This is a genomic window from Bradyrhizobium sp. NBAIM08 (assembly GCF_020193935.1).
Taxonomy (GTDB): Bacteria; Pseudomonadota; Alphaproteobacteria; order Rhizobiales; family Xanthobacteraceae; genus Bradyrhizobium; species Bradyrhizobium yuanmingense.
In genome coordinates this window covers 149424-174292 of record NZ_JADYVR010000003.1, presented here as the reverse complement: position 1 = coordinate 174292, position 24869 = coordinate 149424, and the positions used below count along the sequence as shown (strand labels likewise).

Here is a 24869-nt window from a genome sequence, read left to right as displayed (position 1 = left end):
TCGTTAAGCCTCAAACGGATTTTGCACCAGGATAGTATCTTCGCGTTCCGGGCTGGTGGAAAGCAGCGCGACCGGACATCCCACCAATTCCTCGATCCGCCGGACATATTTGATGGCCTGCGCCGGCAGGTCGGCCCAGGACCGCGCATTGGCGGTCGGCTCCTTCCAGCCCTCGATGGTCTCGTAGATCGGCTCGACCCGGCTTTGCGCGCCCTCGCCGGCCGGGAAATGGTCGATCTCCTTGCCGTCGAGCCTGTAGCCGGTGCAGACCTCGATCGAATCGAAGCCGTCGAGGATGTCGAGCTTGGTCAGCGCCAGGCCGTTGATGCCGCAGGTCCGGACCGCCTGGCGGACCAGCACGGCGTCGAACCAGCCGCAGCGGCGCGGACGGCCGGTATTGGTGCCGAACTCGCGGCCGCGCTCGCCGATCTTGCGGCCGATCTCGTTGTCCTGCTCGGTCGGGAACGGGCCCTGGCCGACGCGGGTCGTGTAGGCCTTGCACAGGCCGAGCACGTAGCCGACCGCGCCCGGCCCGAGGCCGGCGCCGGTCGCGGCCTGCGCCGCCACCGTGTTGGACGAGGTGACGTAGGGATAGGTGCCGTGGTCGACGTCGAGCAGCGCGCCTTGCGCGCCCTCGAACAACATGCGCTTGCCGGCGCGCCGCTCGATATCGAGCAGCCGCCAGACCGTCTCGGCATAGGGCAGCAGCTGCGGCGCCATCGCCATCAGCTCCTTCAGGATCACCGCGCCGTCGAATTCCGGCAGGTTGAGGCCGCGGCGCAGCGCGTTGTGGTGCGCCAGCAGGCGGTCGATCTTGTGTGGCAGCGTCTGATGATCGGCCAGATCCATCAGGCGGATGGCACGGCGGCCGACCTTGTCTTCATAGGCCGGCCCGATGCCGCGGCGGGTGGTGCCGATCGCAGTCGCGGCGCTGGCGGATTCGCGGTGCGCGTCGAGCTCGCGGTGCAGCGGCAGGATCAACGTGACGTTTTCCGCGACACGCAGGTTGTCGGGGCCGACATCGACGCCCTGCGACCTGAGCCTGGCGACCTCGTCGAGGAAAGCGGCGGGATCGAACACGACGCCGTTGCCGATCACCGACAGCTTGCCCTCGCGCAGCACGCCGGAGGGCAGCAGCGCGAGCTTGTAGGTCTTGCCGTTGATCACCAGCGTGTGGCCGGCATTGTGGCCGCCCTGGAAGCGGACGACGATATCCGCCTGCTCCGACAACCAGTCGACGATCTTGCCCTTCCCTTCGTCGCCCCACTGGGCGCCGACGACGACAACATTGGCCATTCGCGGGTAATCCTGTTCAATCTGTCTCTAGAAGGCATGATCCTCGCGGAAAACCGGTGCCCACTCTTCCGGGATCACGCCTGCGCCCAGCCCAATCGGCAGCCGGAGCCGCCCGCACGCAAGGCAGCCAACCGGATAAAGGAAGCAGCCCTTCTAGGCAAGCAAGAACGGGGCTTTTTCGGGGTCCAACGTCCGGTCCAAGCCCTTGATATCCGCGGAAAATCCCGGACCCTGGCGGGCCGGCGCAGGCGGCTTCGACCAAAGCGGGAGAGGCCGCCTTCGCCGCCAGCATGGTCGCGATGCGCCCGTCCCCGTTGATGCAACCTGGTTTTCCGTGTCTTTGGACCTGCCGGGTGATCAGCCGGCCCGGACCTCGCCGGGCCGGAGGGCTCGGCGTACTCGACGCGGGGCTCAACCATCACAATGTCCGCCACCGGCCAGACCACGCCCGCGGAAACATCCGGCCACAGCTGGATCGCCAACCAGCCTTACCTGCTGCTCAGCATCACCGCGCTGTGCTGGGCCGGCAACGCCATCGTCGGTAGGCTCGCTGCCGGCCACATTCCGCCGGTGACGCTGTCGTTCCTGCGCTGGTTCTTCGCCTTCCTGCTGGTGCTGCCGTTCGCCTTCAAGCACCTCGTGCAGGACTGGCCGGCGATCCGCGGCAAGCTCGGCCTGATGGTCACGCTCTCGGTCACCGGCATCGGCGCCTTCAACACGCTGCAATATTGGGCCCTGGAGCACACCCAGGCGCTCAACACGCTGCTGCTGCAGTCGGCCGCGCCGCTGCTGGTGGCGCTGTGGTCGCTGGTCATCCTCGGCATTCGTCTCACCGCCGCGCAGGCCTTCGGCGTGCTGCTGTCGATGTGCGGCGTGCTGACCATCCTGCTGCATGGCGATTTCACCACGCTGTCGAGCATCGACTTCAACAAGGGCGACCTGATCTTCCTGCTCGCGCTCCTGATCTTCGCGCTCTATTCGGTGCTGTCACTGAGGCGGCCGCCGATGCACGGCCTCTCGTTCCTCGCCTTCACCTTCGGCTGCGGCGCCGCCTGTCTCATTCCGCTGGAGATCTGGGAACTGTCTGCTCGCCCGGTGATGAAGCTCGACGGGCCGAACCTCCTGACGCTGTTCTACGTCGCCGTCTTTCCCTCGACGCTCGCCTATCTCTGCTTCAATCGCGGCGTGCGCCTGATCGGCGCCAACCGCGCCGCACCGTTCTTCCACGTCGTGCCGGTGTTCGGCTCGATCATGGCGATGGCGTTTTTGGGCGAGCACCCGCAGGCGTTCCACTTCATCGGTTTCGCATTGGTGCTGGCGGGCGTGTTCGCGGCGTCGCGAAAGCAGGCAAGTTAGGCGGCTTCATCGAAGCGCTCGCTGCACTTCCCTTCTCCCCTTGTGGGAGAAGGTGGCGCGAAGCGCCGGATGAGGGGTTGTCTCCGCGCATTCAATTGGGAGTGGACTCGCGGAGAGAGACCCCTCACCCGTCTCGCCGCTACGCGGCGAGCCACCCTCTCCCACAAGGGGAGAGGGGAAAAGTGCACGCGCTGCTACTTCGTCTTGAACTTGCTGTACGCCTCGCTCGTCGCAATGATCACGTGCTCGGCGCAGCCGTTGACGCGATGCGGATCGGCTTCGCGCTCGTAGGCTTGCGAGGTCATCATGTCGAGAAAGGCCGAGACGGACGGGTAATGGACCAGCGCGACGAAGTCCCAATCGTTGCCCGCGTGCGGACCGAGTGCGACCTCCCTGCCTTCACCGGTCCAGAGCAGCGTGCCGCCGCGCGCCTTGATCATCGGCACCGTGATCGCGCTGTAGCGCAAGTATGCGTCCCAGCCCGACCCGTCGCCATCGAGCGAGCGCGCGTGGAAGCGCATCAGGTTCAGCATCACCACCGGCGCATTCGGATCGAGCCGCTCCAGGCCCTCGATGTTCAACATATTGACCGCCAATGGCACCTCCTTAGGGCTCGGCTGCATTGTAGCATTGCGGCGCTGTGACTTGTGCCATCGCGGCAATCGGGCGCAAGTTGTATCCAACGCCCATGACGACCGCTTCGCCCGCGCCACCGGCCGCCAATCCGGCCAGCTGGCTCAACAACCAGCCTTATCTGCTGCTCAGCCTTAGCTCGCTGTTCTGGGCCGGCAACATCGTGCTCGCGCGCCATGTCGGGGCGCATGTGCCGCCGCTGACGATCACCACGATCCGCTGGTTCGGCGTGTTCCTGATCCTGTTGCCGTTCGCCTGGCCGCATCTGAAGCGCGACTGGCCTGCGTTGCGCAAGAGCATGCCCCTGATGCTGTTCCTGTCGCTGGTCGGCTTTGCCTTCAACAACGCGATCTCGTACTGGGCGCTGCAATACACCGAGGCGCTGAATGCGCTGCTGATCCAGTCGGCGGGTCCGCTGTTCGTGGCGCTGTGGTCGCTGGTGCTGTTCGGCGTGCGGCTGACCGGCGCGCAGCTCGGCGGCATCGCGATCTCGCTGCTCGGCGTGCTGATCATCATCCTGCGCGGCGACCTCGCGGCGCTGGCAAGCATCAGCTTCAACAGGGGCGACATCATGTTCGCCTCCTCGCTGGTGGCGTTCGGGCTCTACTCGGCCTTCATCCCGCGCCGGCCGAAGATCCACCAGCTCTCCTTCCTGTCCTTCACCACCTGCTGCGGCGCGACGATGCTGCTGCCGACGGCGATCTGGGAGGCGGCGAGCGGCCTCGTGCTGCAATTCGACGCGACCACGCTAGCGACACTGGGCTACATCCTGATCTTCCCCTCCACACTCGCCTATCTCTTCTTCAACCGCGGCGTGGCGCTGATCGGGCCGAACCGGGCGGCGCCGTTCTTCCATTTGGTGCCGGTGTTCGGCTCGGCGCTGGCGATCGTGCTGCTGGGCGAGAAGCTCCAGCCGTTCCACCTAATCGGTTACGCCCTGGTGCTCGCCGGGGTCGTGCTTGCATCGCGCCGGGGCTCGGCGATGACATAATTCCGCGCGACGGACGCGGTCACGACCTATAGCCATCTTCCGATTCCCCTTTGGACAAGCTAGGTTCCCCGCCAACCAAAAAGAGGGAACGACCGACATGATTTCAGGGCTGATTCGAAACCTGCGGACCGTCGCCGCGGCCGCGCTATGCCTCACGGCAGCATCCACCGCTCACGCCGACACCTATCCCAGCCGCAACATCACGCTGGTGCTGCCCTTCGCGGCCGGCAGCGGCACCGACACCACGACACGGCTGATTTCGCAGCATCTGTCGCAGGCGCTCGGCGTTCCCATCGTGATCGAGAACAAGGCGGGGGCCAACGGCATGCTTGCCGCGACCTATGTCGCGAAGGCTGCTCCCGACGGCTACACGCTGCTGGTGACGACCAACACGACGCATTCGGCCAATCCCTATCTGCTCAAGAGCCTCACTTACGATCCGGTCAAGGATTTCACCCCGATTGCCCGCACCGGCGATCTGCCCTTCATGCTGGTCATCAATCCCGAGGTGCCGGCCAAGACGGTCGGAGAGCTGGTGGCCTATGGCAAGGCCAATCCGGGCAAGCTGAGCTACGCCTCGGGCTCCTCGGCGGCGATCGTGTCGGGCGCGACCTTCGCGCACAATGCCGGGCTCGACCTGCTGCACGTGCCCTACAAGAGTTCGCCGCCGGCGCTCAACGACGTCATGGGCGGCCGCGTGTCGATGATGTTCGTCGACATCCTGACCGGCCTGCCCCATGTCAACGGCAACGCGCTGCGCGCGCTCGCCGTCACCACCAAGAACCGCACGCCGCTGGTGCCACACCTGCCCTCGATGCAGGAGGCCGGCGTGCCGGACTTCGACATCACGTCCTGGCAGGGCTATTTCGGCCCGGCCGGCATGCCGAAGGAGATCGTGACCCGGCTCAACACCGAGATCCGCAAGATCATCGAGAACCCGGAGATCAAGGCCAAGCTCGCCACGCTCGGCATGGACGCTTTTTCCGGCACGCCGGAGCAGCTCGGCACCTTCGTGAACGAGCAGCTGGTGCTGTGGGAAAAGCTGATCGCCAACGCGAAGATCGAGAAGCAGTAGAACGGTCTCGTAGGGTGGGCAAAGCGCAGCGTGCCCACGAAGAGTCGCACCGTACTCAAAAAGAAAAGGTGGGCACGACGCTTCGCGTCTTTGCCCACCCTACGAATTCAGCGTAAGAATTTACGCCGCGCGGACCTTGGCGAGGAAGCCGTCGACGGCATCGCGCAGCGCGCCGGACTGGGTGTCCAGCTCGCGGGCGTTGGTGAGCACATCGCTGGCCGCGCTGCCGGTCGCTTCGGCGGCCGAGGTGACGCTGCCGATATGGGCGTTGATCTCGCTCGAGCCGGCCGCGACCGACTGGATGTTGCGGGCGATCTCGCGCGTCGCCTCGCCCTGCTGCTCGATCGATGCGGAAATGCCGGCGGTGATCTCGCTCATCTCGGCGATCGTCTGGGTGATGCCGGAGATGGCCGACACCGCATCGCTGGTCGAGGTCTGCATCGCCGCGACCTGGGCGGAGATCTCCTCGGTCGCCTTCGCGGTCTGGTTGGCGAGCGCCTTGACCTCGGAGGCGACGACGGCGAAGCCGCGGCCGGACTCGCCGGCACGCGCCGCCTCGATGGTGGCGTTGAGCGCGAGCAGGTTGGTCTGCGCCGCGATCGAGTGAATGAGCTTGACCACCTCGCCGATCTTCTCGGCACCGGTGGAGAGCTCCTGCACCGTGGCGTTGGTGCGCTCGGCATCGCTGACGGCACGGCTCGCAACTTCAGTCGAGCGCGTCACCTGGCGGGAGATTTCCGCAACCGAGCTCGACAGCTCTTCGGCGGCGGCCGCAACGGTGCCAACATTGCCGGACGCCTTCTGCGAGGCGGCACCGACGGTTGCCGCGCGCGAGGAGGCATCGCTGGCGGTCGCGGTCATCGATTGCGCCGTGGTCTGCATGCCGGCTGCGGCCGAGGAGACCGAGCGGACGATGCCGTTGACGCTGCGCTCGAAATCGTTGGCGATCTCCTCCATGGCGCTGCGGCGATCCGCCGCGGCGCGTTCCTTGGCGTCCGCGTCGGTCTTCTCGAGGTCGCGGATGCGGATCGCGTTGTCCTTGAAGATCTGCACGGTCGATGCCATCGCGCCGATCTCGTCGCCACGACCGACGCCGGGGATGTCGCCTTCGAGCTTGCCGTCGGCCAGCTCCCGCATCCGGGTGCCGAGCAGCCCGAGCGGAGCACTGATGCTGCGGCCGATCATCCAGGCGACGCTGCCGGCAACGATGACGATGCCGAGCACCGCCAGGCCGAGCAGCCAGTAGACCGGACCCATCTTGGCGTCGATGTCATCCAGATAGGCGCCGGTGCCGAGATACATATCGAAGCCGGGGACCGCGACCGCGTAACCGATCTTGCGGATCGGCGTTTCCTGGCCGGGCTTCATATATTCATAGTGAAGCAGGATCTCGCCGTTGGCCTTGACGCCGTTCATCAATTCCAGCGACAGCTTGCGGCCGTTGGTCACGACGTCCATTCGGTTGGTGCCGATCACCTTCGGATCGGGCGCAAGCTGGGTGAGACCGTCATAGGACGTGCCGAACAGGTAGCCGGCACCCTTGTCATAGGTCATCGCGTTGCCGTAGCGGCGAAGCTCGGCCATCGCGGCGTCCTTCGTCATCTCGCCGGCATCGACGCGCTTCTTCAACGCGGCGGCATAGTTGCGCGCCAGCTCGACGATCGCCTTGGCCTGGTCGATGCGCGCATTTACCATCTCGCGCTTCATCAGATAGCCGGCGAGAACTCCGGAGATGCAGAGGCCGAACAGCGTGACGCCGACGAGAATGCCAAGCTTCGGGGCGATCTTCAGATTGCTCAACTTCACAGGTTAGCTCCGGCAATGATGGGGTACAGGCGCACGACGAGATCGATCAAATTCGAATCAAGTCTTAGTGGCGGAGCCCTTAGCAAGTTACTTACGCACCTCCGTAGAAGCCCGGGGCTTGCACGGAAAAGCGGAAATATACCTCGCCCGCAACAACCGTGAATTGTACGCACTCGCCCGGATTTCGCGTAAAAGACGCAAAGGCCCGCCCGTCGAGGCGGGGCGCAACAAGAAACCAAAATCGGGAGCAGATAATGCCGAAATACAGGGTGGTGACGCCGAAGGGTGCGAGCTTCACCGTCGCGGGCAGCGATTATTCCTATGAGCGCGAGGCGCTCGATCCGATCGATGCCGAGATCGTCGAGGGGCCCGCCGACGAGGCGGGGTTCATCGCCGCCGCGAAGAATGCCGACGCGATCTACGCCAAGGGCATCCCGATCACCAAGACCATCATCGACGCGCTCGAGAGCTGCAAGGTGATCACGCTCGGCTCGGTCGGCGTCGACAGTGTCGACGTCAAGGCCGCCACGGCCCGCGGCATTCCGGTCACCAACATTCCCGACACCTTCATCGAGGAGGTCGCCGACCACGCCATGATGCTGCTGCTCGCCGGCTTCCGCCGCCTGGTCGAGCAGGACCGCATGGTGCGCGACGGCCGCTGGGCCGAGGGCCGGCCGGCGCTGCTGAAAATCCCGAGGCTGATGGGCCAGACGCTTGGCTTCATCTCGTTCGGCCGGGTCGCGCGTGCGGTCGCGAGACGCGCCGCGCCTTTCGGCCTGCGCATGATGGCCTACGATCCCTTCATCCAGGAAACGCTGATGTACGAACACGGCGTGATCCCGGCGACGCTGAACGAGGTGCTGTCGCAATCCGACTTCGTCTCGATGCATGCCCCGGCGCGGCCCGAGGTGCATCACATGCTGACCGAGAAGCACTTCCGACAGATGAAGAAAGGCTCGATCTTCATCAACACCGGCCGCGGTGCCACCGTGGACGAGGAGAGCCTGATCAAGGCGCTGCAGGAGGGCTGGATCGCGCACGCCGCTCTCGACGTGCTGGAAAAGGAGCCGCCCTCGCACAACAATCCCCTGCTCGGCATGGAGAACGTGACCCTGACCGCCCATGTCGCCTCGGCCTCGGCACGGTTCGACGAGGCGCGCAAGCGCCGGGTGGGCTACGAATTGTCACTGGTGCTCCAGGGCATGTGGCCGGTAAGCTGCGTCAATCCGTCGGTGCTGCAGAACACCGCGCTCCGCCGCTGGCAGCCCGTCAGCATGGACCGCGGGCCGAACAGCTAGGCGGGCGGCGCGAAGGCGCCAAGGACCAAACGGCCCCTTCACCGGCGATCAACGCCGGGAAGGGAGACATCATAGGGAGGTACTGATGAGGAACGACATCACACGTCGTGATGCCTTGGCGCTGGGCCTGTCCGCTGCAACGCTCGCGGCCACCGGTGCTGCAGCGCAAACGTCCGCTATCAAGGCTGCCGACGTCCCGGCACCCAAGCGCGAGATCGAAAAGGGCGCGTCCTTGCGCATGCTGCGCCCGGTGCGCTTCGTCCAGGCGGACGAGGACGTGTTCCGCGCCAATGCGGCAAAGTTCACCAAGGACACCGGGGTCGAGGTCAAGGTCGACTTCGTCGGCTGGGAGGACATCAACCAGCAGACCGCGGTGACCTCGAATTCCGGCGCCGGCCCCGACATCATCATCGGCTTCTCCGACGCGCCTCACATCTACATCGACAAGCTGATCGAGCTCACCGACGTCGCCGACTATCTCGGCAAGAAGTACGGCGGCTGGCTGCCGCTGGCGCAACGCTACGGCAAGAAGAACAAGAGCGAGTCCTGGATCGGACTGCCGTTCGGCGCCACCGCAGGTCCCCTGATCTACCGCAAGTCGGTCCTGCAATCGGTCGGCTTCGACAAGGTTCCGGAAGATCATGCCGGCGTGCTCGACCTCTGCCGCAAGCTGCAAAAGGCCGGCAAGCCGGCCGGCTTCGCACTCGGCAACGCCAAGGGCGACGGCAACGGCTTCGCCAACTGGGCGCTGTGGTCGCACAACGCCTCGCTGCTCGACGAGGAGGGCAACGTCACCATCAACAGCAAGGAGACGATCGCCGCACTCAACTGGGTCAAGGAGCTGTATCCGACCTTCATCGCCGGCACGCCGTCCTGGAATGACGTCAGCAACAACCGCGCCTATTCCTCGCAGGAGATCGCGCTGACGGCCAACGGCGTCTCACTGTACTTCTCGCTGAAGAACGACCCGGCCACCAAGTCCATCGCCGAGGACAGCGAGCATCAGCTGCTGCCCAAGGGCCTCGCCAAGGTCTCGCCGATGGCGGGCCTGACATTGAACGCCATGGTGTTCAAGCACAGCCCGTACCCCAATGCCGCCAAGGCCTTCCTGCAGTACATGCTGGAGAAGGACCAATACGAGCCGTGGCTCAATGCCAATTCGGGCTACTGGTCGCAGCCGCTGGCCGCCTATGCCGAGGCTGCCGTGTGGTCGCAGGATCCGAAGGTGAGCCTGTTCAAGAACACGATGAACAGCACTTACTATGACGGCTACAAGGGGCCGATCTCGACGGCCACCGGCGCAGTCAGCGCCGATTACGTGCTGATTCAGATGTGCGCGTCCGTCGCCACCGGAGCCGCCACGCCGGAAGCCGCGGCTGCGGAAGCCGAGCAGCGCTGCAAACGCTACTTCCGGCGGCAGCGGTAGAGCGCGACGACGACAGAGCCGCCGTCATTGCGAGGAGCACTTGCGACGAAGCAATCCAGACGATCACTGCGGAGACAGACTGGATTGCTTCGCTTCGCTCGCAATGACGGTGTCGTGACACTTCAGACGGGACAAACCAATCTATGTCCGTGACCACCCTCTCCTCCCACGCACTGGCGCAACGACAGCCGAACTGGATCGTGCGCCTGTTCGACTACAAGCCGTTCCTGATCGTGATGTGCCTCGCGCCCGCGCTCGGGCTGCTCACGGTATTCCTGACCTACCCGCTCGGCCTCGGCGTCTGGCTCGCCTTCACCGACACCACGATCGGCCGTCGCGGCATCTATGTCGGGATCGAGAATTTCCAGTACCTGCTCACGGATCCCTTGTGGTGGAACGCGGTGTTCTACAGCGTGTTCTACACGGCCGTGGCGACCTTCGGAAAATTCGCGCTCGGCTTCTGGCTCGCCCTGCTGCTCAACAACCATTTCCCGTTCAAGAGCCTGCTGCGCGCCATCGTGCTGCTGCCCTGGATCGTCCCGACGGTGCTGTCGGCGCTGGCGTTCTGGTGGATCTACGATCCGCAGTTCTCGATCATCTCCTACCTGCTGGTCGACGTGCTGCATTGGCGCGACAGCAATATCGACTTCCTCGGCTCGCCCTGGCCGGCGCGGTTCTCGCTGATCGCCGCCAACATCTGGCGCGGCATTCCCTTCGTCGCGATCTCGCTGCTGGCGGGCTTGCAGACCATCTCGCCCTCGCTCTACGAGGCCGCGATGCTGGACGGCGCCAGCGCCTGGCAGCGCTTCCGCTACATCACCTTCCCGATGATGCTGCCGATCCTCGCCATCGTCATGACGTTCTCGATCATCTTCACCTTCACTGACTTCCAGCTGGTCTACGCCATTACCCGCGGCGGTCCGGTGAACTCGACGCATTTGCTGGCGACGCTGGCGTTCCAGCGCGGCATCGCCGGCGGCGAGCTCGGCGAAGGCGCGGCGATCGCGGTGTCGATGATCCCGTTCCTGGTGTTCGCGACGCTGTTCTCCTATTTCGGCCTAGCACGCCGCAAATGGCAGCAGGGAGAGGCCAATGACTGAAACCGTCGCGCAATCGACCGTCGCGGACGCAAAAGCGCCGCCCGACACCATGGCCTGGGATTCCGGGCTGCGGCGGCTGATGATGATCTACCTGCCGCTCGGCTGCTTCGTTCTGATCCTGCTGTTTCCGTTCTATTGGATGGCGATCACCTCGTTCAAACCGAACGCGGAGCTGATGAACTACCGGGACAACAACCCGTTCTGGATCTCCTCGCCGACCCTGGCGCACATCAAGCATCTGTTGTTCAACACCGCCTATCCGCAATGGCTGAAGACGACGATGCTGGTCGCGATCGGCTCGACCACGCTGTCGCTGATCGCGAGCACGCTGGCGGCCTACGCGATCGAGCGCCTGCGCTTCCGCGGCAGCCCCTATGTCGGCCTCGGCATCTATCTCGCCTATCTGGTGCCGCCGTCGATCCTGTTCATTCCGCTCGCCACCGTGGTGGTGCAGTTCGGCCTGTTCGACTCGCCGCTGGCCCTGATCCTGGTCTATCCGACCTTCCTGGTGCCGTTCTGCACCTGGCTCCTGATCGGCTATTTCAAGTCGATTCCTTACGAGCTCGAGGAATGCGCGCTGGTCGATGGCGCCACGCGGCTGCAGATCCTGCGCCGGATCACGCTGCCGCTCGCGGTGCCCGGGCTGATCTCGGCCGGCATCTTCTCCTTCACGCTGTCCTGGAACGAGTTCATCTACGCGCTCGCCTTCATCCAGAGCGGCGCCAACAAGACGGTGCCGGTCGCGATCCTGACCGAGCTCGTCACCGGCGACGTCTATCAATGGGGTGCGCTGATGGCGGGATCGCTGCTCGGCTCGCTCCCGGTCGCGATCTTCTACTCGCTGTTCGTGGATTACTACGTCTCTTCGCTGACGGGTGCGGTGAAGGAGTAGCCCCGCTCTCTCGTCCCCCTCTCCCCGTTCTCACGGTCTGCAGGCGGGGAGAGGCGAAGAGCGCTGCGGCCTTTGGCCCGGCTTCACAATACTGCAACATGCGATCCGCATAAGCGTTGCGTCCGCCAACAGGAGACGCACATGCGCGCGACTTTTCTTTGCACCGTCGCCACGATCATCCTCACCGCGAGCACAGCGCTCGCGCAGAGCGAGGGCGAATTCCCCGCCAAGCTCGCCGGCCACGCGGTGATGCCCGCCGAAACCTTCATCGAGGCGCCGGCTGATGCCCCCGCCGATCTCAAGGCGGCGGGCAAATATACCACCGGCAAGCGGGTCGACGCGCTCGGCACCGTGATGGGCAAGTCCTTCGAGCGTCCGACCGGCGTGTCGCTGCCGTTCAAGGGCCAGCCGCTGCAGGGCCATTCCGGCATCAAGACCCTGCCCGACGGCACGTTCTGGGTCCTCACCGACAACGGCATGGGCGCGCGCGCCAACTCGCCGGATTCGATGCTGTACCTCAACCGCTACAAGATGGACTGGGCCAGCAGTAAGATGGAGCGGCTGGAGACCATCTTCCTGCACGACCCCGACAGACGCGTCCCCTTCCGCATCGTGCACGAGGACACCCAGAAGCGCTATCTCACCGGCTCCGATTTCGACACCGAAGGTTGCCAGATCGTCGGCGACACCTTCTGGATCGGCGACGAGTTCGGCCCCTATGTCCTGAAGGCGGACAAGTCAGGCAAAATCCTCGGCGTGTTCGATACGGTCGCCGACGGCAAGCCGGTGCGCTCGCCCGACAATTGGGCGGTGGGGACGCCGGCCGCGCCGGGCGCGACCTACACCAATGTCAATCTCCGCCGCTCCAAGGGCTATGAGGGCTTCGCCGCGTCCAAGGACGGCAAGTTCCTCTACGGCCTGCTCGAGGGACCGCTGTGGGACGCGGAGAAGAAGGAGTGGGAGAAGGTCGACGGCAAGGAAGCCGCCCGCATCCTCGAATTCGACGTCGCCGCCGAGAAATTCACCGGCCGGTACTGGCACTATGTGTTCGAGCAGAACGGCAACGCCATCGGCGACTTCAACATGATCGACCAGGCTTCCGGCCTCGTCATCGAGCGCGACAATGGCGAGGGCACCGCCGACAAGGCCTGCCCGCAAGGCCAGCGCGGCGAGAACTGCTTCCCCGACCTCGCCAAGTTCAAGCGCGTCTACAAGATCGAGCTGACCGACGCCAATGTCGGCAAGCCCGTGCGCAAGATCGGCTATATCGACCTGATGAAGATCAGGGATCCCGACAAGAAGGCGCGGAAGCCGCTCAACGACGGCGTCTACACCTTCCCGTTCTTCACCATCGAGAACGTCGATCGCGTCGACGACACCCACATCATCGTCGGCAACGACAACAACCTGCCGTTCTCCTCCAGTCGCGATCCCAACAAGGCCGACGACAACGAGTTCGTGCTGCTCGAGGTCGCGGATTTCCTGAAGGCGAAGTGAGGCGAGGCTCGCTCTCTCTCCCTCCCGCTTTTCCGCGGGAGGGAGAGTCATTGCCCATGGCTACTTCCCGAAAATCACCGGGACGTTGATGGGTATGGTTGCATAACTGATCTCGGCCGGCACCGGCGGGAATGGTTGGGCCTGGCGCACCATGGCCATCGCCTGGGCATCGAGCGCTGCGACGCCCGAGGAGCCGCCGAGGCGGCTGGACAATACCTGACCGTTACGGCCGAGCGTGAAGCTCACCTTGACCACGCCCCTCTGGCCATTCGCGCTCGTCGGATACTGGTGGAAGCGCATGAGATGCGCGCGGACGCGCTGATAATAGGTCGCCATCGCAGACGCGAGCGAGCCGGCATTGACGGCAGAGGCCAGCGGAGCCTGCCGCTCCGTGCGCGGCGGTGCGCTGGTGCGCGGCGCCGGAAGGGCATCCGACGGCTTCCGGGCGTCGAGGCGGACCGCCTTGGGCTTCGCCGGGGCGGGCTTCTCCACGGGCACAACTTTCGCGGGCTCGGGCTGCGGCGGGCTCGGCTCGAGCTTCTGTTCCGGTGGAGCCAACACCTCCGGCCGCTCCTGCGGCGGTGTCGGCGGGATCATTTCCTCGACAGCCTGCTGCTGCACCGGCTCGGGCGGTGACGCATCCGCCTGCTGCATCATCGGTCCCGGCGCGATGTCCAGCGGCGTTGACTGCGGTGCCGACGTCTCCGGCGTCATGTCGATCAGGATGGCCGGCATGTTGACGCCCTCGTCCGGCACCTGCTTCAGCCAGTTCATCGCAAGCAGCGCGGCGCCGAGATGCAGCGCCACGATCATCGCCGCCGAGGCGCCCCAGCGCGCGCCCTCCCGCTCGTCAAGCGGCTGATGCAAGGCAAAGGCGTTCGCTGCCATCAGCTGCGTCCGTCGAGCCCGACGAGGGCGACCTTGAGATAGCCGGCGTTGCGCAGGGTGTTCATCACCTCCATCAGGTCGCCATAGGAGACGGCCTTGTCGGCGCGCAGATAGATGCGCTCGTCCTTGCGGCCCTTGGTGGCGGCATCGAGTGAGGTGCTGAGCCCGTCGCGAGCGACGATATCCTCACCCACGGCGATCGAAAGGTCCGGCTTGACGGTGACGAAGACCGGCTTGTCGGGCCGCGGTGCCGGCTCGGCGGCGGTCGCCGGGAGATCGACGCCGATGTCGACGGTGGCGAGCGGTGCGGCCACCATGAAGATGATCAGGAGCACCAGCATCACGTCGATGAACGGCGTGACGTTGATCTCGTGGGTGACGTCGAAATCCCTCGTCTCGCCGCGCGAGCCGAGCTTCGATGTTCCGAGCTTGACGGCCATGGCTACTCCGCTGCCCGCGCCAGACGGAAATGGCTGTGGTCGCGCTGGCGGCTCACCAGCAGCATGAGCTGCGCCGAGGCGTCGCCGAGCAAAGCGCGGTAATTGGCAATGCCGCGGACGAGGTGATTGTAGATCACCACCGCCGGAATCGCGGCGACGAGACCGAGCGCGGTCGCGAGCAACGCTTCGGCAATGCCGGGCGCGACCACCGCCAGACTGGTGGTGTGGCTCTCGGAGATGCCGATGAAGGAATTCATGATGCCCCAGACGGTGCCGAACAGACCGACGAACGGCGCGATGGCGCCGATGGTCGCGAGCACGCCGGTGCCGCGCGCGATCTGCCTGGACATCGCCGCCTCGACCCGCTCCAGCCGCAACGCGACGCGCTCCTGCAGGCCGTCGTCGAGAATGCCGCCGGAGAGCTCGGCCTCCCTGGCGCAGGACTGAATCAGCTGCGCGACTGCGTCGCGGGCGTCGTCGGTCCGCGCGGATGCCTCGGCCAGCGTCATGTTGCCTTCGAGGGTGCGCGTCCGCTGCAAGGCGAGCGAGCCCTTGCGACGCAGCTCGATGGTCTTGGCGAGCCAGACCGTCCATGTCGCCAGCGAGGCAACGGCAAGCCCGACCATCACGACCTTCACGACGATGTCGGCACCGAGGAACATGCCCCAGGGCGACAGATTGCGCGGCAACAGCGCCGCGTCGATCGCAAAGGCCGGCGCCGGCACGAGCGCCAGTGCGATTGTGAGGATCACGTGCCCTAGCGTGGAATTGCTCTGCATCCTGATCTCCCGACAAATGGAAGTCACGCCGAAAGCTTCGCCGCGATCCGGTCCGCGAGCCGCCGGAACCGCGCCAGCTGATCCGCCCGCAGCGCCCTCGTCTCGTCGCGGCCGACGAAGACCTTGAACATGATGCCGCCGTCGGCGTTCACGAAGGCGACGAAGGCCGAGGACTTGCCCATGAAGGGCCGCTCGACGAAGGCAATTCCCGCGCAGCGCTCGTGGCGGAGATGGCCGTGCAGGCCCTTTGGCTGCATCAGGTTGAAATAGCCGCGGCCGATCTCGCCCGCGGGAATGGTCCCGGTGAACTCGAAGATCGCATCATCGGTGTGGACGATCAGCGTGACCTCGCCCCATTCCGCGATGTCCTGCATGGCGGCGGCAAAATGTTCGCCGCTCCCGATGCGCACCATTGACGGCGGCAACGCCTCGATCACCGCGCGCGGCGTGGCGCTGCGCTCGCGCGCGACGTCCTCGATCACGGCACCCGGATTGTCCGCCATATGCGCCTTGAGGTCGGCGAGATCGGTGCTCAGCATATCTGGCTCCTCAACCCCGGCGCCTCAAGCGGCCGCGCTCGCCTTGCGCTCGGTCATGATGACCTCGAAACCTTCGAACTTGGGGTGACCGAGATAGAGGCTCTCGCCGGTCTTGTTGTCGGCGCGCGCATGAGCGCGGCGGAATTCCTCCGAGCGCGTCCAGGCCTCGAAAGCCGCTTTGTCGACCCACACGGTATGCGAGGAATACAGCGTGTGGTCCTCGGCGACCGGCCCCTTGAGCAGATGGAATTCGACGAACCCCGCCATGCTGCCGAGATAGGACTCACGGGTCCGCCAGACGGTTTCGAACGCGGCTTCCGAGCCGGGCTTCACCTGGAAGCGATTCATGGCGATGAACATTCGACTTTTCTCCTGTGACTTGTAGATCGGCAATTGCCGACCGGATATTTCAGAACGGGTCGAAAGCCACGCTGACGCATCAGCGTGGCTTTCGAGATCAGCAAGGCATAACCTGCGGTGTCTTCCTCAGGTGCCGCCAAAGTGGTATTTGAGACCTCCCTTGATCACGAGCCCAGCGCCGGCGCTCGCCCACTTCACGTCGTTTTGCGTGTCGCCCGTGCTACCGACCGGAATGGCGTACGGACGATAGTAGCGGTTGAAGAGGTTCTCGACGGAGAAGTTGAGCGTGAGATCGGGCGTCGGGTGATACTGCGCGTAAAGATTGACGAGATCGTACGACGTCGCGGGCGTGTAGGTCCTGGGGATGTCGTAGTTGGCGATTGCCGACGTCCACATCATCGAAAGGATGAGGGTGCGGTCGAGCAGACGCACGCCGGCCGTCGTCGTGATCTTCTGCGGCGGAATGCTGTAGAGGCCGAAGCCGGTCTGCAGATTCTTTCCGCTCTGATAGGTCCCGGAGAGGCCGAAGAACCACAGGTTCGCGTCATACATCGCCTCGGCCTCGACGCCTTGTATGAGCGCGGACGCCACGTTCTGATACTGCAGGAACGGGAGCACCGTGATCGACGGCGCCGGTGGCGGCCCGGTCGGGACCACGCGCGGGTTTCCGTAAGCGACCTGATCGATGAAGTCGCTGATGTCGTTGCGGAACACGTTGATCTTGCCGCGCAGCGTGTCGCCCGCCGTGAACAGATCGTTCTTCTTGATATTGAAACCGATCTCCTTGTTCTTGCCGACCTCGGGGCGCAGGTTTGGATTGGGCACGAAGCAGAAGGTCGAGTCCGCGCCCGGTCCCGGCGTGCCCGACGGACAGCGGAAGAACGAGTCGTTGACCGTCGCGCCGGCATGTGGCCCGCTCACCAGCGTCTCCGTGATCGAGGGCGCCCGATAGCCTTCCGCGTAGCTGGCATAGGGGGTCACGACCGCGGTCGGAACGAGAGCAACGGTGATCTTCGGCGAGAGGCGATCGCCGCCCGACGACGAGGATGCCGAGGAAAGCTGATAATTGTCGTAACGGAGCGCACCGATCACCTCGAGCATCGAAGTGTAGTTCGCCCGCCACTGCACGAAGCCGCCAGACACCGTGCGCTGGCCGCCGGGCGTCGTCACTTCGGCGGTACCGGTCCTATCCTGCGTAGATACTTTATCCTGAAAGGCGTCCAGGCCGTATGTCACCGCGTGGCGCCAGCTTCCAGTGTCGAACCGCGTCGTATTGTGCACGTCGATGCCGATTGTATCGAGCAGATATCCGCGGTTGCTCCCGATGCACCCCGAAACGGCATTGCCCGGCACGCCACCGCAATACACTGACGGCGTCGTGGTGGTGTGCCTGGTCTTAGTCTGGTCGTTCTCGGTGCGATTCCAGTAGATCTTCGCATCCCAGTCGAACCACTGATCATCCGGCTGCGAATATTTCCAGCCGAGCGTCGTGGTGTAATTCTTCACGTTGGAGGCGTAGATCGACGTGCCGTTCAGATTGTTCGTGCCGTTCGCATTGGTCGAATTGGGATCGCCGGCGCGTCGCGGCGGCTGGCCCAGGCTGTAGATGTCTTCCTGAAAGATGGCGCCGAGCTTGACCTCGTGGCCGTCCGCCGGCCGCACCGTCAGCTTGGCGATGCCGCTGCTGAGCCGATTGCCGGTATTGGCGACCTCGAAGCCGGTGCCGTCCTTGTAGCTCTCCTGCGTCGAATAGGTGCCGCCTGCGAACACGTCGACATTCGGATTGACGTGCACGCCGCCGAAGGCCGAGCCGAGTGCGCGACCATAATTGCTGCCAAGGATAGTCTTGACATCGACGCCCCAGCGCTCGCCCACGCGGACGACATCCTCGATGTCCTTGGTGCGGAACGAGGCCACGCCACCGATCGCGCCGGAGCCGTAGATGTTCGCGGTCGGGCCGCGCACGATGTCGATGCCGCTGATCAGCTCCGGATTGAGGAAGAAGGAGCCGTTGGCGAAGTGGCCTGTGCGCTGATAGTTCTGCCGCGCGCCATCGACGACGACAGCAACGCGGCCGAAATCCTGCAGGCCGCGAATGTTGATCGAGGTCGACGGCTCGTCGCCGCGATTCTGAACCCATACGCCCGGCACATTATAGATGAGGTCACCAACCGTGCTGGCCTGACGTCCCTCGATCTGCGCCGAGGTCACGACGCTGACCGGTGCCAGCGCATCCACGGCACGCTCCTCGGTCTTCGTTGCCGCGACCGTAATCGCATCGAGCGTTTGCACCGGCGCTGCGCCGCCGGCCTGGGCGCGGGCGTTCATCACCTCCGGCGCGGCCTGCTGCGCAACTTGCGGCGCCGGCTTACGCTTGGCCTGCTTCGGCCTGTCCGACGACGCGTTTTCGCTCTGCGGCGATGCGGTCTGCGCGAGACTGCCCTCCGCCGTCATTGCCGCAATTGAAACCACCGACGCGCCCAAAATCAGGGCGCGCGAATACCTAGCCCCGTCAGCCATATCAGCCCCAGCCTGCACTTCACTTTAGTTTTTGATGTCGTCTGGCTGGCGCGCGCTCGCAACGCGAGCGACTGGCTGGCTGATTGTCTCAAGAGGCGGGCGAGTTCCCCGCTGTGAGAAATCGTTACGTGGCAACACTCTGACGGTCAATGACATCGGGTTACAGTTTATATCGATTGTAAACTGCGATGGTTGGAATGCGCTTGGCGCCACCTGTACAAACGGGCGGTACTCCAGCTTTCGAAAGCGCATCACACCGACAATGTCAGCCACATCAGGGGACAGCAGCGGCAGCGCGGCAGGACGGGCACAAAGCCCTTCTGCAGCAACGCGAACTCTCACCATGCGCGGCAGCCGCATCGATAGCCGCGAGCTGTTTGCCGCCGAGCGCGAGATCATCATTGCGCATGGCGAGGACAGCTATCGTCTCCGCCTGACCTCGCAGAACAAGCTGATCCTGACGAAGTAACTGCAATGACATGTTGCCGCACCCTCGCCCGTCTCCTGCTCTCCGGCGGACTCGCGTTCGCGTCTATCGCTCACGCCGCGGGCATCATTGTGCATGACGCACGCAATCGCGACGTCACTGTTACCGATTTTGCCCGCACGGTGTCGATCGGCGGCGCCATCACCGAGATCCTCTATGCGCTGGGATTGGAAAGCCGGCTGGTCGGCGTCGACACGACGAGCCTCTATCCGGCGGCGGCACTGCAAGACAAGCCGAATGTCGGCTACGTGCGCCAGATCTCGGCCGAAGGCGTGCTCGGTCTCAACCCGACGCTGATCCTGGCGATCCAGGGCTCGGGCCCGCGCGAGACCATGGACATCCTGGAGACGGCGAAGGTGCCGCTGGTGCTGGTGCCCGAGACCTTTTCCGAGGAAGGCCTGATCGAGAAGATCAAGCTGGTCGGCCACGCCATGGGGGTCGATGCGCGTGCCGAATGTCTCAGCGCCGCGGTCGGCGCCGATCTTGCACAGCTCCGTGCCCTGCGCGCCAAGGTGACGAAGCCGGTGCGGGTGATGTTCGTGATGTCGCTCCAGAACGGGCGGGCGATGGTGGCGGGCCACAAGACCGCGGCGGATGAGATCATCCAGCTCGCGGGCGCGGTCAACGCGGTCGAGAATTACGACGGCTACAAGGTCATCAGCGACGAGGCGATCGTGGCCGCAAAGCCCGATGTCGTGCTGTCGATCGAGCGCGGCAAGGATTCGCTGCAAGCCGATGCAGTCTACACGCACCCCGGCTTTGCGCTGACGCCGGTCGCGGCCAACAAGAGCTTCATCACCATGGATGGGCTTTATCTGCTCGGCTTCGGGCCGCGCACCGCGGCAGCGGCGCGCGATCTCTCGGTCAAGCTCTATCCGACCTTGGCCGAGGGTGGCGCGTTCGCGTCGGCGCTGTCGACGGCGAATTGCCGGCAATGAGCGTGGCCGCCGGGATCGAAACACGGAGCCCGCGACACAGCGCGGGGCGGCGAGCAGCATCGTTCGCGATTCCCCTCCTGCTCGTGGTGCTCCTGGTCACCGCGATCGCCGCTCTGACGGTCGGCGCCGCCGGCATCCCGCTCTCCCGGCTGCCAGCCGCGCTGGGCTTGGCCGGCGAAAGCACGGCCATGACGGCCCGCGACCAGCTCGTGCTGTGGTCGATCCGCATTCCCCGGATCGCGGCGGCGGCGATGATCGGCGGCCTGCTTGCCGCGGCCGGCGCGATCATGCAGGGGCTGTTTCGCAACCCGCTCGCCGATCCCGCCCTGGTCGGCGTCTCCAGCGGCGGCGCGCTCGCAGCCGCGAGCGCGATCGTCTTCACCGATTCCCGCTTCGGCGAGGCGCTGCGCGTTCTCCAGACCGAGCTGTTGCCGCTCGCAGCCTTCGCGGGTTCGCTGGCGACCACCACAATCCTCTACGGCATCTCCAGTCGCTCGGGACGCACCTCGATCGCGATCTTCCTGCTCGCCGGCGTCGCCATCACCGCGATCGCCAATGCGGGCATCGGCCTGCTGGTATTCATCGCCGATGACCGTCAGCTGCGCGACATCACGTTCTGGATGCTGGGCTCGATGAGCGGCGCGACCTGGACCAAGGCCGCCGTGCTCGCGCCGGTGCTCATTGCCGGACTCGCAGGCTGCGCCTTCATCGCGCGCGGCCTCGACCTGCTGGTGCTCGGCGAGGCCGACGCCTTTCACGGCGGCGTCGACGTCGAGCGCCTGAAGCGGATCTCGATCGTGATGGTCTCGGCCATGACCGGCGTCGCGGTGTCGATCAGCGGCGTGATCGGCTTCGTCGGCATCGTCGTGCCGCATCTGCTCCGTCTCGTGATCGGCCCGGCGCATCGCCTGCTGCTGCCGGCCTCGGTGCTGTCAGGCGCGATCCTGATGGTCGGGGCCGACACGCTGGCGCGGACCATCGTGGCGCCCGCGGAGATGCCGATCGGCATCCTGACGGCGGCCGTCGGCGCACCCGTCTTTCTCTTCATCCTGCTGCGGCAGCGCGGGCTCGCCGCGCTATGACCGCGGTGCTCGAAGCACGACACTTGGGCAAGCGCGCCGGCCGCGCGACATTGCTTGACGGCGTCGGCCTGACGGTTGCGGCCGGCGAGATGATCGCCATCATCGGCCCGAACGGCGCCGGCAAGTCGACGCTGCTGCGGCTGCTCTCCGGCGATCTCCGCCCGAGCGCCGGCGAGGTGCGGCTCAAGCAGCGCGACATCGGCAGCTTCGCGCCGCGCGAGCTCGCCGCGCGCCGTGCGATGCTGTCTCAGCACATCAACGTCACCTTCCCCTTCACCGTCGAGGAGATCGTGCTGATGGGCGCGGGCGAGCGCAGCTTGCGCGAGGCCGGCCCGCTCGTCGACGCCGCGCTGGACGAGGTCGGACTGTCGCATTTCCGCGAGCGGCAATTGCCGACGCTGTCGGGCGGCGAGCAGCAGCGCGCTCATTTCGCCCGCGTGCTGGTGCAGCTCGCCTGCGGCGAGGCCAAGCACGGCCCCGGGCTCTTGCTGCTGGACGAGCCGACATCGAGCCTCGATCTGCGTCACCAGATCGACCTCGTCGAGGCGGCCCGCCGCCGCGCGGCTGCCGGCACCGCCGTGATCGCGATCCTGCACGATCTCAACCTCGCGATCCGCTTTGCCGACCGGCTGGTCGTGCTGGCCGGCGGCAGGCTCGCCGCGGACGGTCCGCGCGCCGAGGTCGTCACGCGGGAGAGGATCCGGAATATTTTCGAGATCGACGCGGACGTGCATCAGGTTGACGGCGTGCCTTATGTGCTGCCGCAGTCGATGCGGGCTGCGGGGCAAGCTGAACTGCCGCCACGGTGAAGGTGCGCTCCCTCGCCCCGTTCTTACGGGGAGAGGGTTGGGTGAGGGGCCTCTCTCCACTCGCGAGATGGTCGAGAGACCTGTACCCCCTCACCCGGATTGCATCTTCGATGCAACCCGACCTCTCCCCGCAAGCGGGGCGAGGTGAAGCTGCGCCACCCGTGCAGGAAATCAGCCCGCCGGAACGATCACCATGCTCTTGTCCTTCGGCCAGCGGATGCGCCAGGCGAAGTTGATGTCGCGGGCCTCGCCGGGCTTGGCGTCGAACGACCATTCCAGCACGCCGCGCTTGTCGCGGATGTTGTTGGCGGTCGGCTGGGTGCTCGAGGGCAGCATCTCGACGACGATGTCCTCGTTCTCGCTGACCGGCAGCTGATCCTCGATCGCGACGCGAATCGGAAAATCATGCCCGTTGCGGATCGTGGTCTTGAACGAACGCTCGTCGGTCTTCGACGTCGTGACCAGGAGGCCTGCCGAGCCTTCGTTGCGCTTGAGCACGGCGCGTTCGATCTTGACCTTGTCGTCGGCGCCGAACCCGAGCCGCACGATGTCGTCCTTGGTGGACGCCGTGATCTTGCCGCGGCCGACGAAGGTGCCGTCGCGATAGATCGCGACCTTGCCCGGCAGCAGGGTCGTGTCGTCGGTCTGCTTGAAGCTGGCTTCCAGGAATGCGGTCGGATCCAGCACCGGCGCGGCGCGCACCGCGAGATCGGCGGGCACATTCACCGAAGCGATACGTAGGCTCTTGGCACCGTCGGCGGCGCCGAGGCTGACGCGGCCGGGAATCCTGAAGGTGGCCTGGAAGTCGCCGATCTCGGCGACGGCCTGTTGCTCGTCGGCGCGCTCGCGCAACTCGGTCGCTTCGGCAGCCTTGGACATGGGCTCGTAGGAGCGCTGGCGAACAGTTGGCGCAGGCCGCGCTAGATCCGAGGCCGTGCCAAGGGCCATGGGCTTCGGCACTTGTGGATATTGCGCGATCAGCGAATGCAGCTCCGGAGCACTGCCGCCGCGGCTGATGCGCACGGTGGAGACGCCGAGCGTCACGTTCGACCAGTCCTCGCCGGTGGCCTGCGTCACCTCGGCGCGACGAACCAGTTCGAGCTGCGGCTTGCGATCCTTGGCGCCGGTATCGAGCCGCGCATCGTAGAGCGGCACCCAGCGCGCGTTGCGCACGGCATAGGTCACGCGCAGCGTCGCCTTGGTCGCGGCGGCCGAGGCGACGTCGATCCGCACTTCCAGCTTGCTCGGCGGCTTGGCCGAGCGCTCGGCTTCCAGTTGCGCGATCTGGCGGTCGAGCTCGCGCTGTTTTCGCGTGGCATCGCGAATTGCGCTGTCGGCGGTCGCGATCTCCTCGGCGACCGCGGCAAAGGCCGCGCGCCATTCAGCAATCGGGCGCGCCTCGCCCTTCTCGCCGAGGCCGGCCGGCGACGCCTCGGCAAAATGCTGCGCGAACTTGCGCCGGGCATTGGCCGAGTCGATCGCACCCTGCAGGTCGGCCCGTTGATCCTTCAGCGCTTCGATGCGCTTGTCGAGCTCGGGCAGGTTGACCGGCGGCGCGGCCTTCGGTGGGCGTGCATCGATCGTGCCGATGGTGAGCTTGGCGCCCGCCTCGCCTTCGACGCGGAGGGAAGATGGATCGAGCGAGAGCGGAAAATCCTTGGCCACCAATGTCGAATCGCCGGAGGCGAGATCCAGCGAAATGACGCGGGTGACGGTGGCACCGTCGGGATAGACGGTGACCGTGTCGATCGTCGAATTGGCGTCCACATTGGCCGCCCATAACGGCGATGCGAGCGCCGTGGTCACCAGGACCAGGCCCGTGGTTGCCAAATATCTTGCGGTGATGCGCATAAAGTCCCTCCTGCCGGTATCGCCGCGCCGCCAGCCGGACGCGCGCGATGAGATGCCTCGCCATCGTGGTTGGACGCGGCAGGGAAGGAACCGGTTCGATTGAGACTTCCGTGGGGCGCCGCCGCGGCGGCACCATGTCTGTGGAACGCTCGGTGGTCCGGGCGGCTTCAGGCCTGGGCCTAAGAGCCCTGACCGAAAATGCGCCGGAGCAGATCGGTCACGTTCTTGGCGCCGGCCTTCTTCAGGACGCTGGCACGGTAACCTTCGACCGTCCGCGCGCTCAGATGCATCCGCCGGGCGATCCCCTTGTTGGTGAGGCCGGCGGCAAGATGCTCGAGCACGTCGGCTTCGCGCGCGGTCAGAGGCTCACAGCCCGGCAGCCAGCGTTGCCCGATCGCCCCGGGTTGCGCGAATTGATCGATGGCGGCATCGATCCGGTTGACAATGTCGTGGGTGCGGAACGGCTTTTCGATGAAGTCGGTCGCGCCGCTCTTGATGGCGTCGACCGCCATGGCGATGCTGCCATTCGCCGACGTCACCAGCACCGGCGCCATGCAATTCTCCTCGCGCAGCTGCCTGAGCACCTCGAGAGCGGAGCGATCCGGCGGCATCTCCAGCAGCACACAGGCCGGCATCCGCGTCTTGGCTTCCGAGAGCAGAGAGGCACCATCGGCAAAGCAGATCACGTCATAGGCGCTCTGTTCGAGCGCGGCGGAAAGTTGTTCGCGGGAGGCGGCGTCAGTGTCGATGACGAATACCTCGCCCTTGGAATGCATGTTCCCCGGCATAGTCCCGATCCAGCAATG

General features: G+C 65.4%; 23 protein-coding genes. 12 read left to right on the top strand and 11 right to left on the bottom strand.

All coding sequences use genetic code 11. The features are described 5' to 3' along the window. Positions 1 to 3: 3 nt before the first annotated feature. The gene (locus I6F37_RS11660) at positions 4 to 1296 is read right to left on the bottom strand and encodes an adenylosuccinate synthase (protein ID WP_035998896.1); all 1293 of its coding nucleotides are present in this window, start codon (positions 1294 to 1296) and stop codon (positions 4 to 6) included. A gap of 423 nt (positions 1297 to 1719) precedes the next feature. Between I6F37_RS11660 and I6F37_RS11655 the strand changes: the two genes are divergently transcribed. After that, positions 1720 to 2652: a DMT family transporter gene (locus I6F37_RS11655; RefSeq protein ID WP_035998893.1), complete on the top strand. Its 933-nt coding sequence runs from the start codon at positions 1720 to 1722 to the stop codon at positions 2650 to 2652. Between the two features lie 194 nt (positions 2653 to 2846). Here I6F37_RS11655 and I6F37_RS11650 read toward each other — a convergent pair whose 3' ends face one another. Beyond that, on the bottom strand, positions 2847 to 3248 hold the full coding sequence (locus I6F37_RS11650) for a DUF1330 domain-containing protein (protein ID WP_035998891.1): 402 nt from the start codon (positions 3246 to 3248) through the stop codon (positions 2847 to 2849). A 92-nt stretch (positions 3249 to 3340) separates the two neighbouring features. Between I6F37_RS11650 and I6F37_RS11645 the strand changes: the two genes are divergently transcribed. Continuing rightward, positions 3341 to 4276, top strand: coding sequence for a DMT family transporter (locus I6F37_RS11645; RefSeq protein WP_035998888.1), 936 nt, complete (start codon positions 3341 to 3343; stop codon positions 4274 to 4276). Positions 4277 to 4373: 97 nt separating this feature from the next. Beyond that, on the top strand, positions 4374 to 5351 hold the full coding sequence (locus I6F37_RS11640) for a tripartite tricarboxylate transporter substrate binding protein (RefSeq protein WP_035998887.1): 978 nt from the start codon (positions 4374 to 4376) through the stop codon (positions 5349 to 5351). 120 nt (positions 5352 to 5471) lie between these two features. Here I6F37_RS11640 and I6F37_RS11635 read toward each other — a convergent pair whose 3' ends face one another. Beyond that, positions 5472 to 7157: a methyl-accepting chemotaxis protein gene (locus I6F37_RS11635; RefSeq protein ID WP_035998883.1), complete on the bottom strand. Its 1686-nt coding sequence runs from the start codon at positions 7155 to 7157 to the stop codon at positions 5472 to 5474. 254 nt (positions 7158 to 7411) lie between these two features. Here I6F37_RS11635 and I6F37_RS11630 point away from each other — a divergent pair, with 254 nt between their 5' ends. The 5 genes from I6F37_RS11630 (at position 7412) to I6F37_RS11610 (ending at position 13370) form a co-directional block, all read left to right on the top strand. Beyond that, positions 7412 to 8455 (top strand): C-terminal binding protein, encoded by a 1044-nt coding sequence (locus tag I6F37_RS11630; protein ID WP_035998879.1) that lies wholly within the window; start codon positions 7412 to 7414, stop codon positions 8453 to 8455. An 85-nt stretch (positions 8456 to 8540) separates the two neighbouring features. Then, the gene (locus I6F37_RS11625) at positions 8541 to 9881 is read left to right on the top strand and encodes an ABC transporter substrate-binding protein (RefSeq protein ID WP_225112909.1); all 1341 of its coding nucleotides are present in this window, start codon (positions 8541 to 8543) and stop codon (positions 9879 to 9881) included. Between the two features lie 143 nt (positions 9882 to 10024). Further along, positions 10025 to 10981: a carbohydrate ABC transporter permease gene (locus I6F37_RS11620; RefSeq protein WP_035998865.1), complete on the top strand. Its 957-nt coding sequence runs from the start codon at positions 10025 to 10027 to the stop codon at positions 10979 to 10981. A 49-nt stretch (positions 10982 to 11030) separates the two neighbouring features. Further along, positions 11031 to 11873 (top strand): carbohydrate ABC transporter permease, encoded by an 843-nt coding sequence (locus I6F37_RS11615; protein WP_225112986.1) that lies wholly within the window; start codon positions 11031 to 11033, stop codon positions 11871 to 11873. A gap of 141 nt (positions 11874 to 12014) precedes the next feature. Beyond that, positions 12015 to 13370: an esterase-like activity of phytase family protein gene (locus tag I6F37_RS11610; RefSeq protein ID WP_035998858.1), complete on the top strand. Its 1356-nt coding sequence runs from the start codon at positions 12015 to 12017 to the stop codon at positions 13368 to 13370. Between the two features lie 60 nt (positions 13371 to 13430). On the opposite strand, the gene I6F37_RS11605 is transcribed toward I6F37_RS11610, so the two are convergent. The 6 genes from I6F37_RS11605 to I6F37_RS11580 form a co-directional block, all read right to left on the bottom strand. Then, entirely contained in the window at positions 13431 to 14258 is an 828-nt protein-coding gene (locus I6F37_RS11605) for an energy transducer TonB (protein WP_225112910.1), read from the bottom strand. Further along, on the bottom strand, positions 14258 to 14698 hold the full coding sequence (gene exbD, locus I6F37_RS11600; RefSeq protein ID WP_035998845.1) for a TonB system transport protein ExbD: 441 nt from the start codon (positions 14696 to 14698) through the stop codon (positions 14258 to 14260). The genes I6F37_RS11605 and exbD overlap by 1 nt, the downstream gene beginning before the upstream one ends. 2 nt (positions 14699 to 14700) lie before the next feature. Continuing rightward, on the bottom strand, positions 14701 to 15477 hold the full coding sequence (gene exbB / locus I6F37_RS11595; RefSeq protein ID WP_225151263.1) for a tonB-system energizer ExbB: 777 nt from the start codon (positions 15475 to 15477) through the stop codon (positions 14701 to 14703). Positions 15478 to 15500: 23 nt separating this feature from the next. After that, positions 15501 to 16016, bottom strand: a complete 516-nt coding sequence (gene hutX / locus I6F37_RS11590; RefSeq protein WP_035998840.1) for a heme utilization cystosolic carrier protein HutX — start codon at positions 16014 to 16016, stop codon at positions 15501 to 15503. A 24-nt stretch (positions 16017 to 16040) separates the two neighbouring features. Then, on the bottom strand, positions 16041 to 16376 hold the full coding sequence (locus I6F37_RS11585) for an antibiotic biosynthesis monooxygenase (protein WP_035998838.1): 336 nt from the start codon (positions 16374 to 16376) through the stop codon (positions 16041 to 16043). A 126-nt stretch (positions 16377 to 16502) separates the two neighbouring features. Continuing rightward, complete coding sequence (locus tag I6F37_RS11580; RefSeq protein ID WP_225151260.1) at positions 16503 to 18896, bottom strand: TonB-dependent hemoglobin/transferrin/lactoferrin family receptor; 2394 nt, start codon at positions 18894 to 18896, stop codon at positions 16503 to 16505. A 262-nt stretch (positions 18897 to 19158) separates the two neighbouring features. Between I6F37_RS11580 and I6F37_RS11575 the strand changes: the two genes are divergently transcribed. Genes I6F37_RS11575 through I6F37_RS11560 form a run of 4 tightly spaced genes read left to right on the top strand, consistent with a single transcriptional unit; the run spans position 19159 to position 22212 of the window. After that, positions 19159 to 19365 (top strand): hemin uptake protein HemP, encoded by a 207-nt coding sequence (locus I6F37_RS11575; RefSeq protein WP_035998834.1) that lies wholly within the window; start codon positions 19159 to 19161, stop codon positions 19363 to 19365. Positions 19366 to 19370: 5 nt separating this feature from the next. Further along, positions 19371 to 20321 (top strand): hemin ABC transporter substrate-binding protein, encoded by a 951-nt coding sequence (locus I6F37_RS11570; RefSeq protein ID WP_225151258.1) that lies wholly within the window; start codon positions 19371 to 19373, stop codon positions 20319 to 20321. Next, a complete protein-coding gene (locus I6F37_RS11565) occupies positions 20318 to 21403 on the top strand; it encodes an iron ABC transporter permease (protein ID WP_035998828.1) in 1086 nt (361 codons plus the stop codon). Before I6F37_RS11570 ends, I6F37_RS11565 begins: the two co-directional genes overlap by 4 nt. Continuing rightward, positions 21400 to 22212, top strand: a complete 813-nt coding sequence (locus tag I6F37_RS11560; RefSeq protein ID WP_225151256.1) for a heme ABC transporter ATP-binding protein — start codon at positions 21400 to 21402, stop codon at positions 22210 to 22212. Before I6F37_RS11565 ends, I6F37_RS11560 begins: the two co-directional genes overlap by 4 nt. Positions 22213 to 22383: 171 nt before the next feature. Here I6F37_RS11560 and I6F37_RS11555 read toward each other — a convergent pair whose 3' ends face one another. Together I6F37_RS11555 and I6F37_RS11550 are read right to left on the bottom strand one after the other, a co-directional pair. Further along, positions 22384 to 24063 carry a mucoidy inhibitor MuiA family protein gene (locus I6F37_RS11555; RefSeq protein ID WP_035998805.1) on the bottom strand — a complete coding sequence of 560 codons (1680 nt, stop codon included), beginning with the start codon at positions 24061 to 24063 and terminating at the stop codon, positions 22384 to 22386. 179 nt (positions 24064 to 24242) lie between these two features. Beyond that, positions 24243 to 24851 carry a response regulator transcription factor gene (locus I6F37_RS11550; protein ID WP_035998802.1) on the bottom strand — a complete coding sequence of 203 codons (609 nt, stop codon included), beginning with the start codon at positions 24849 to 24851 and terminating at the stop codon, positions 24243 to 24245. Positions 24852 to 24869: the final 18 nt, after the last annotated feature.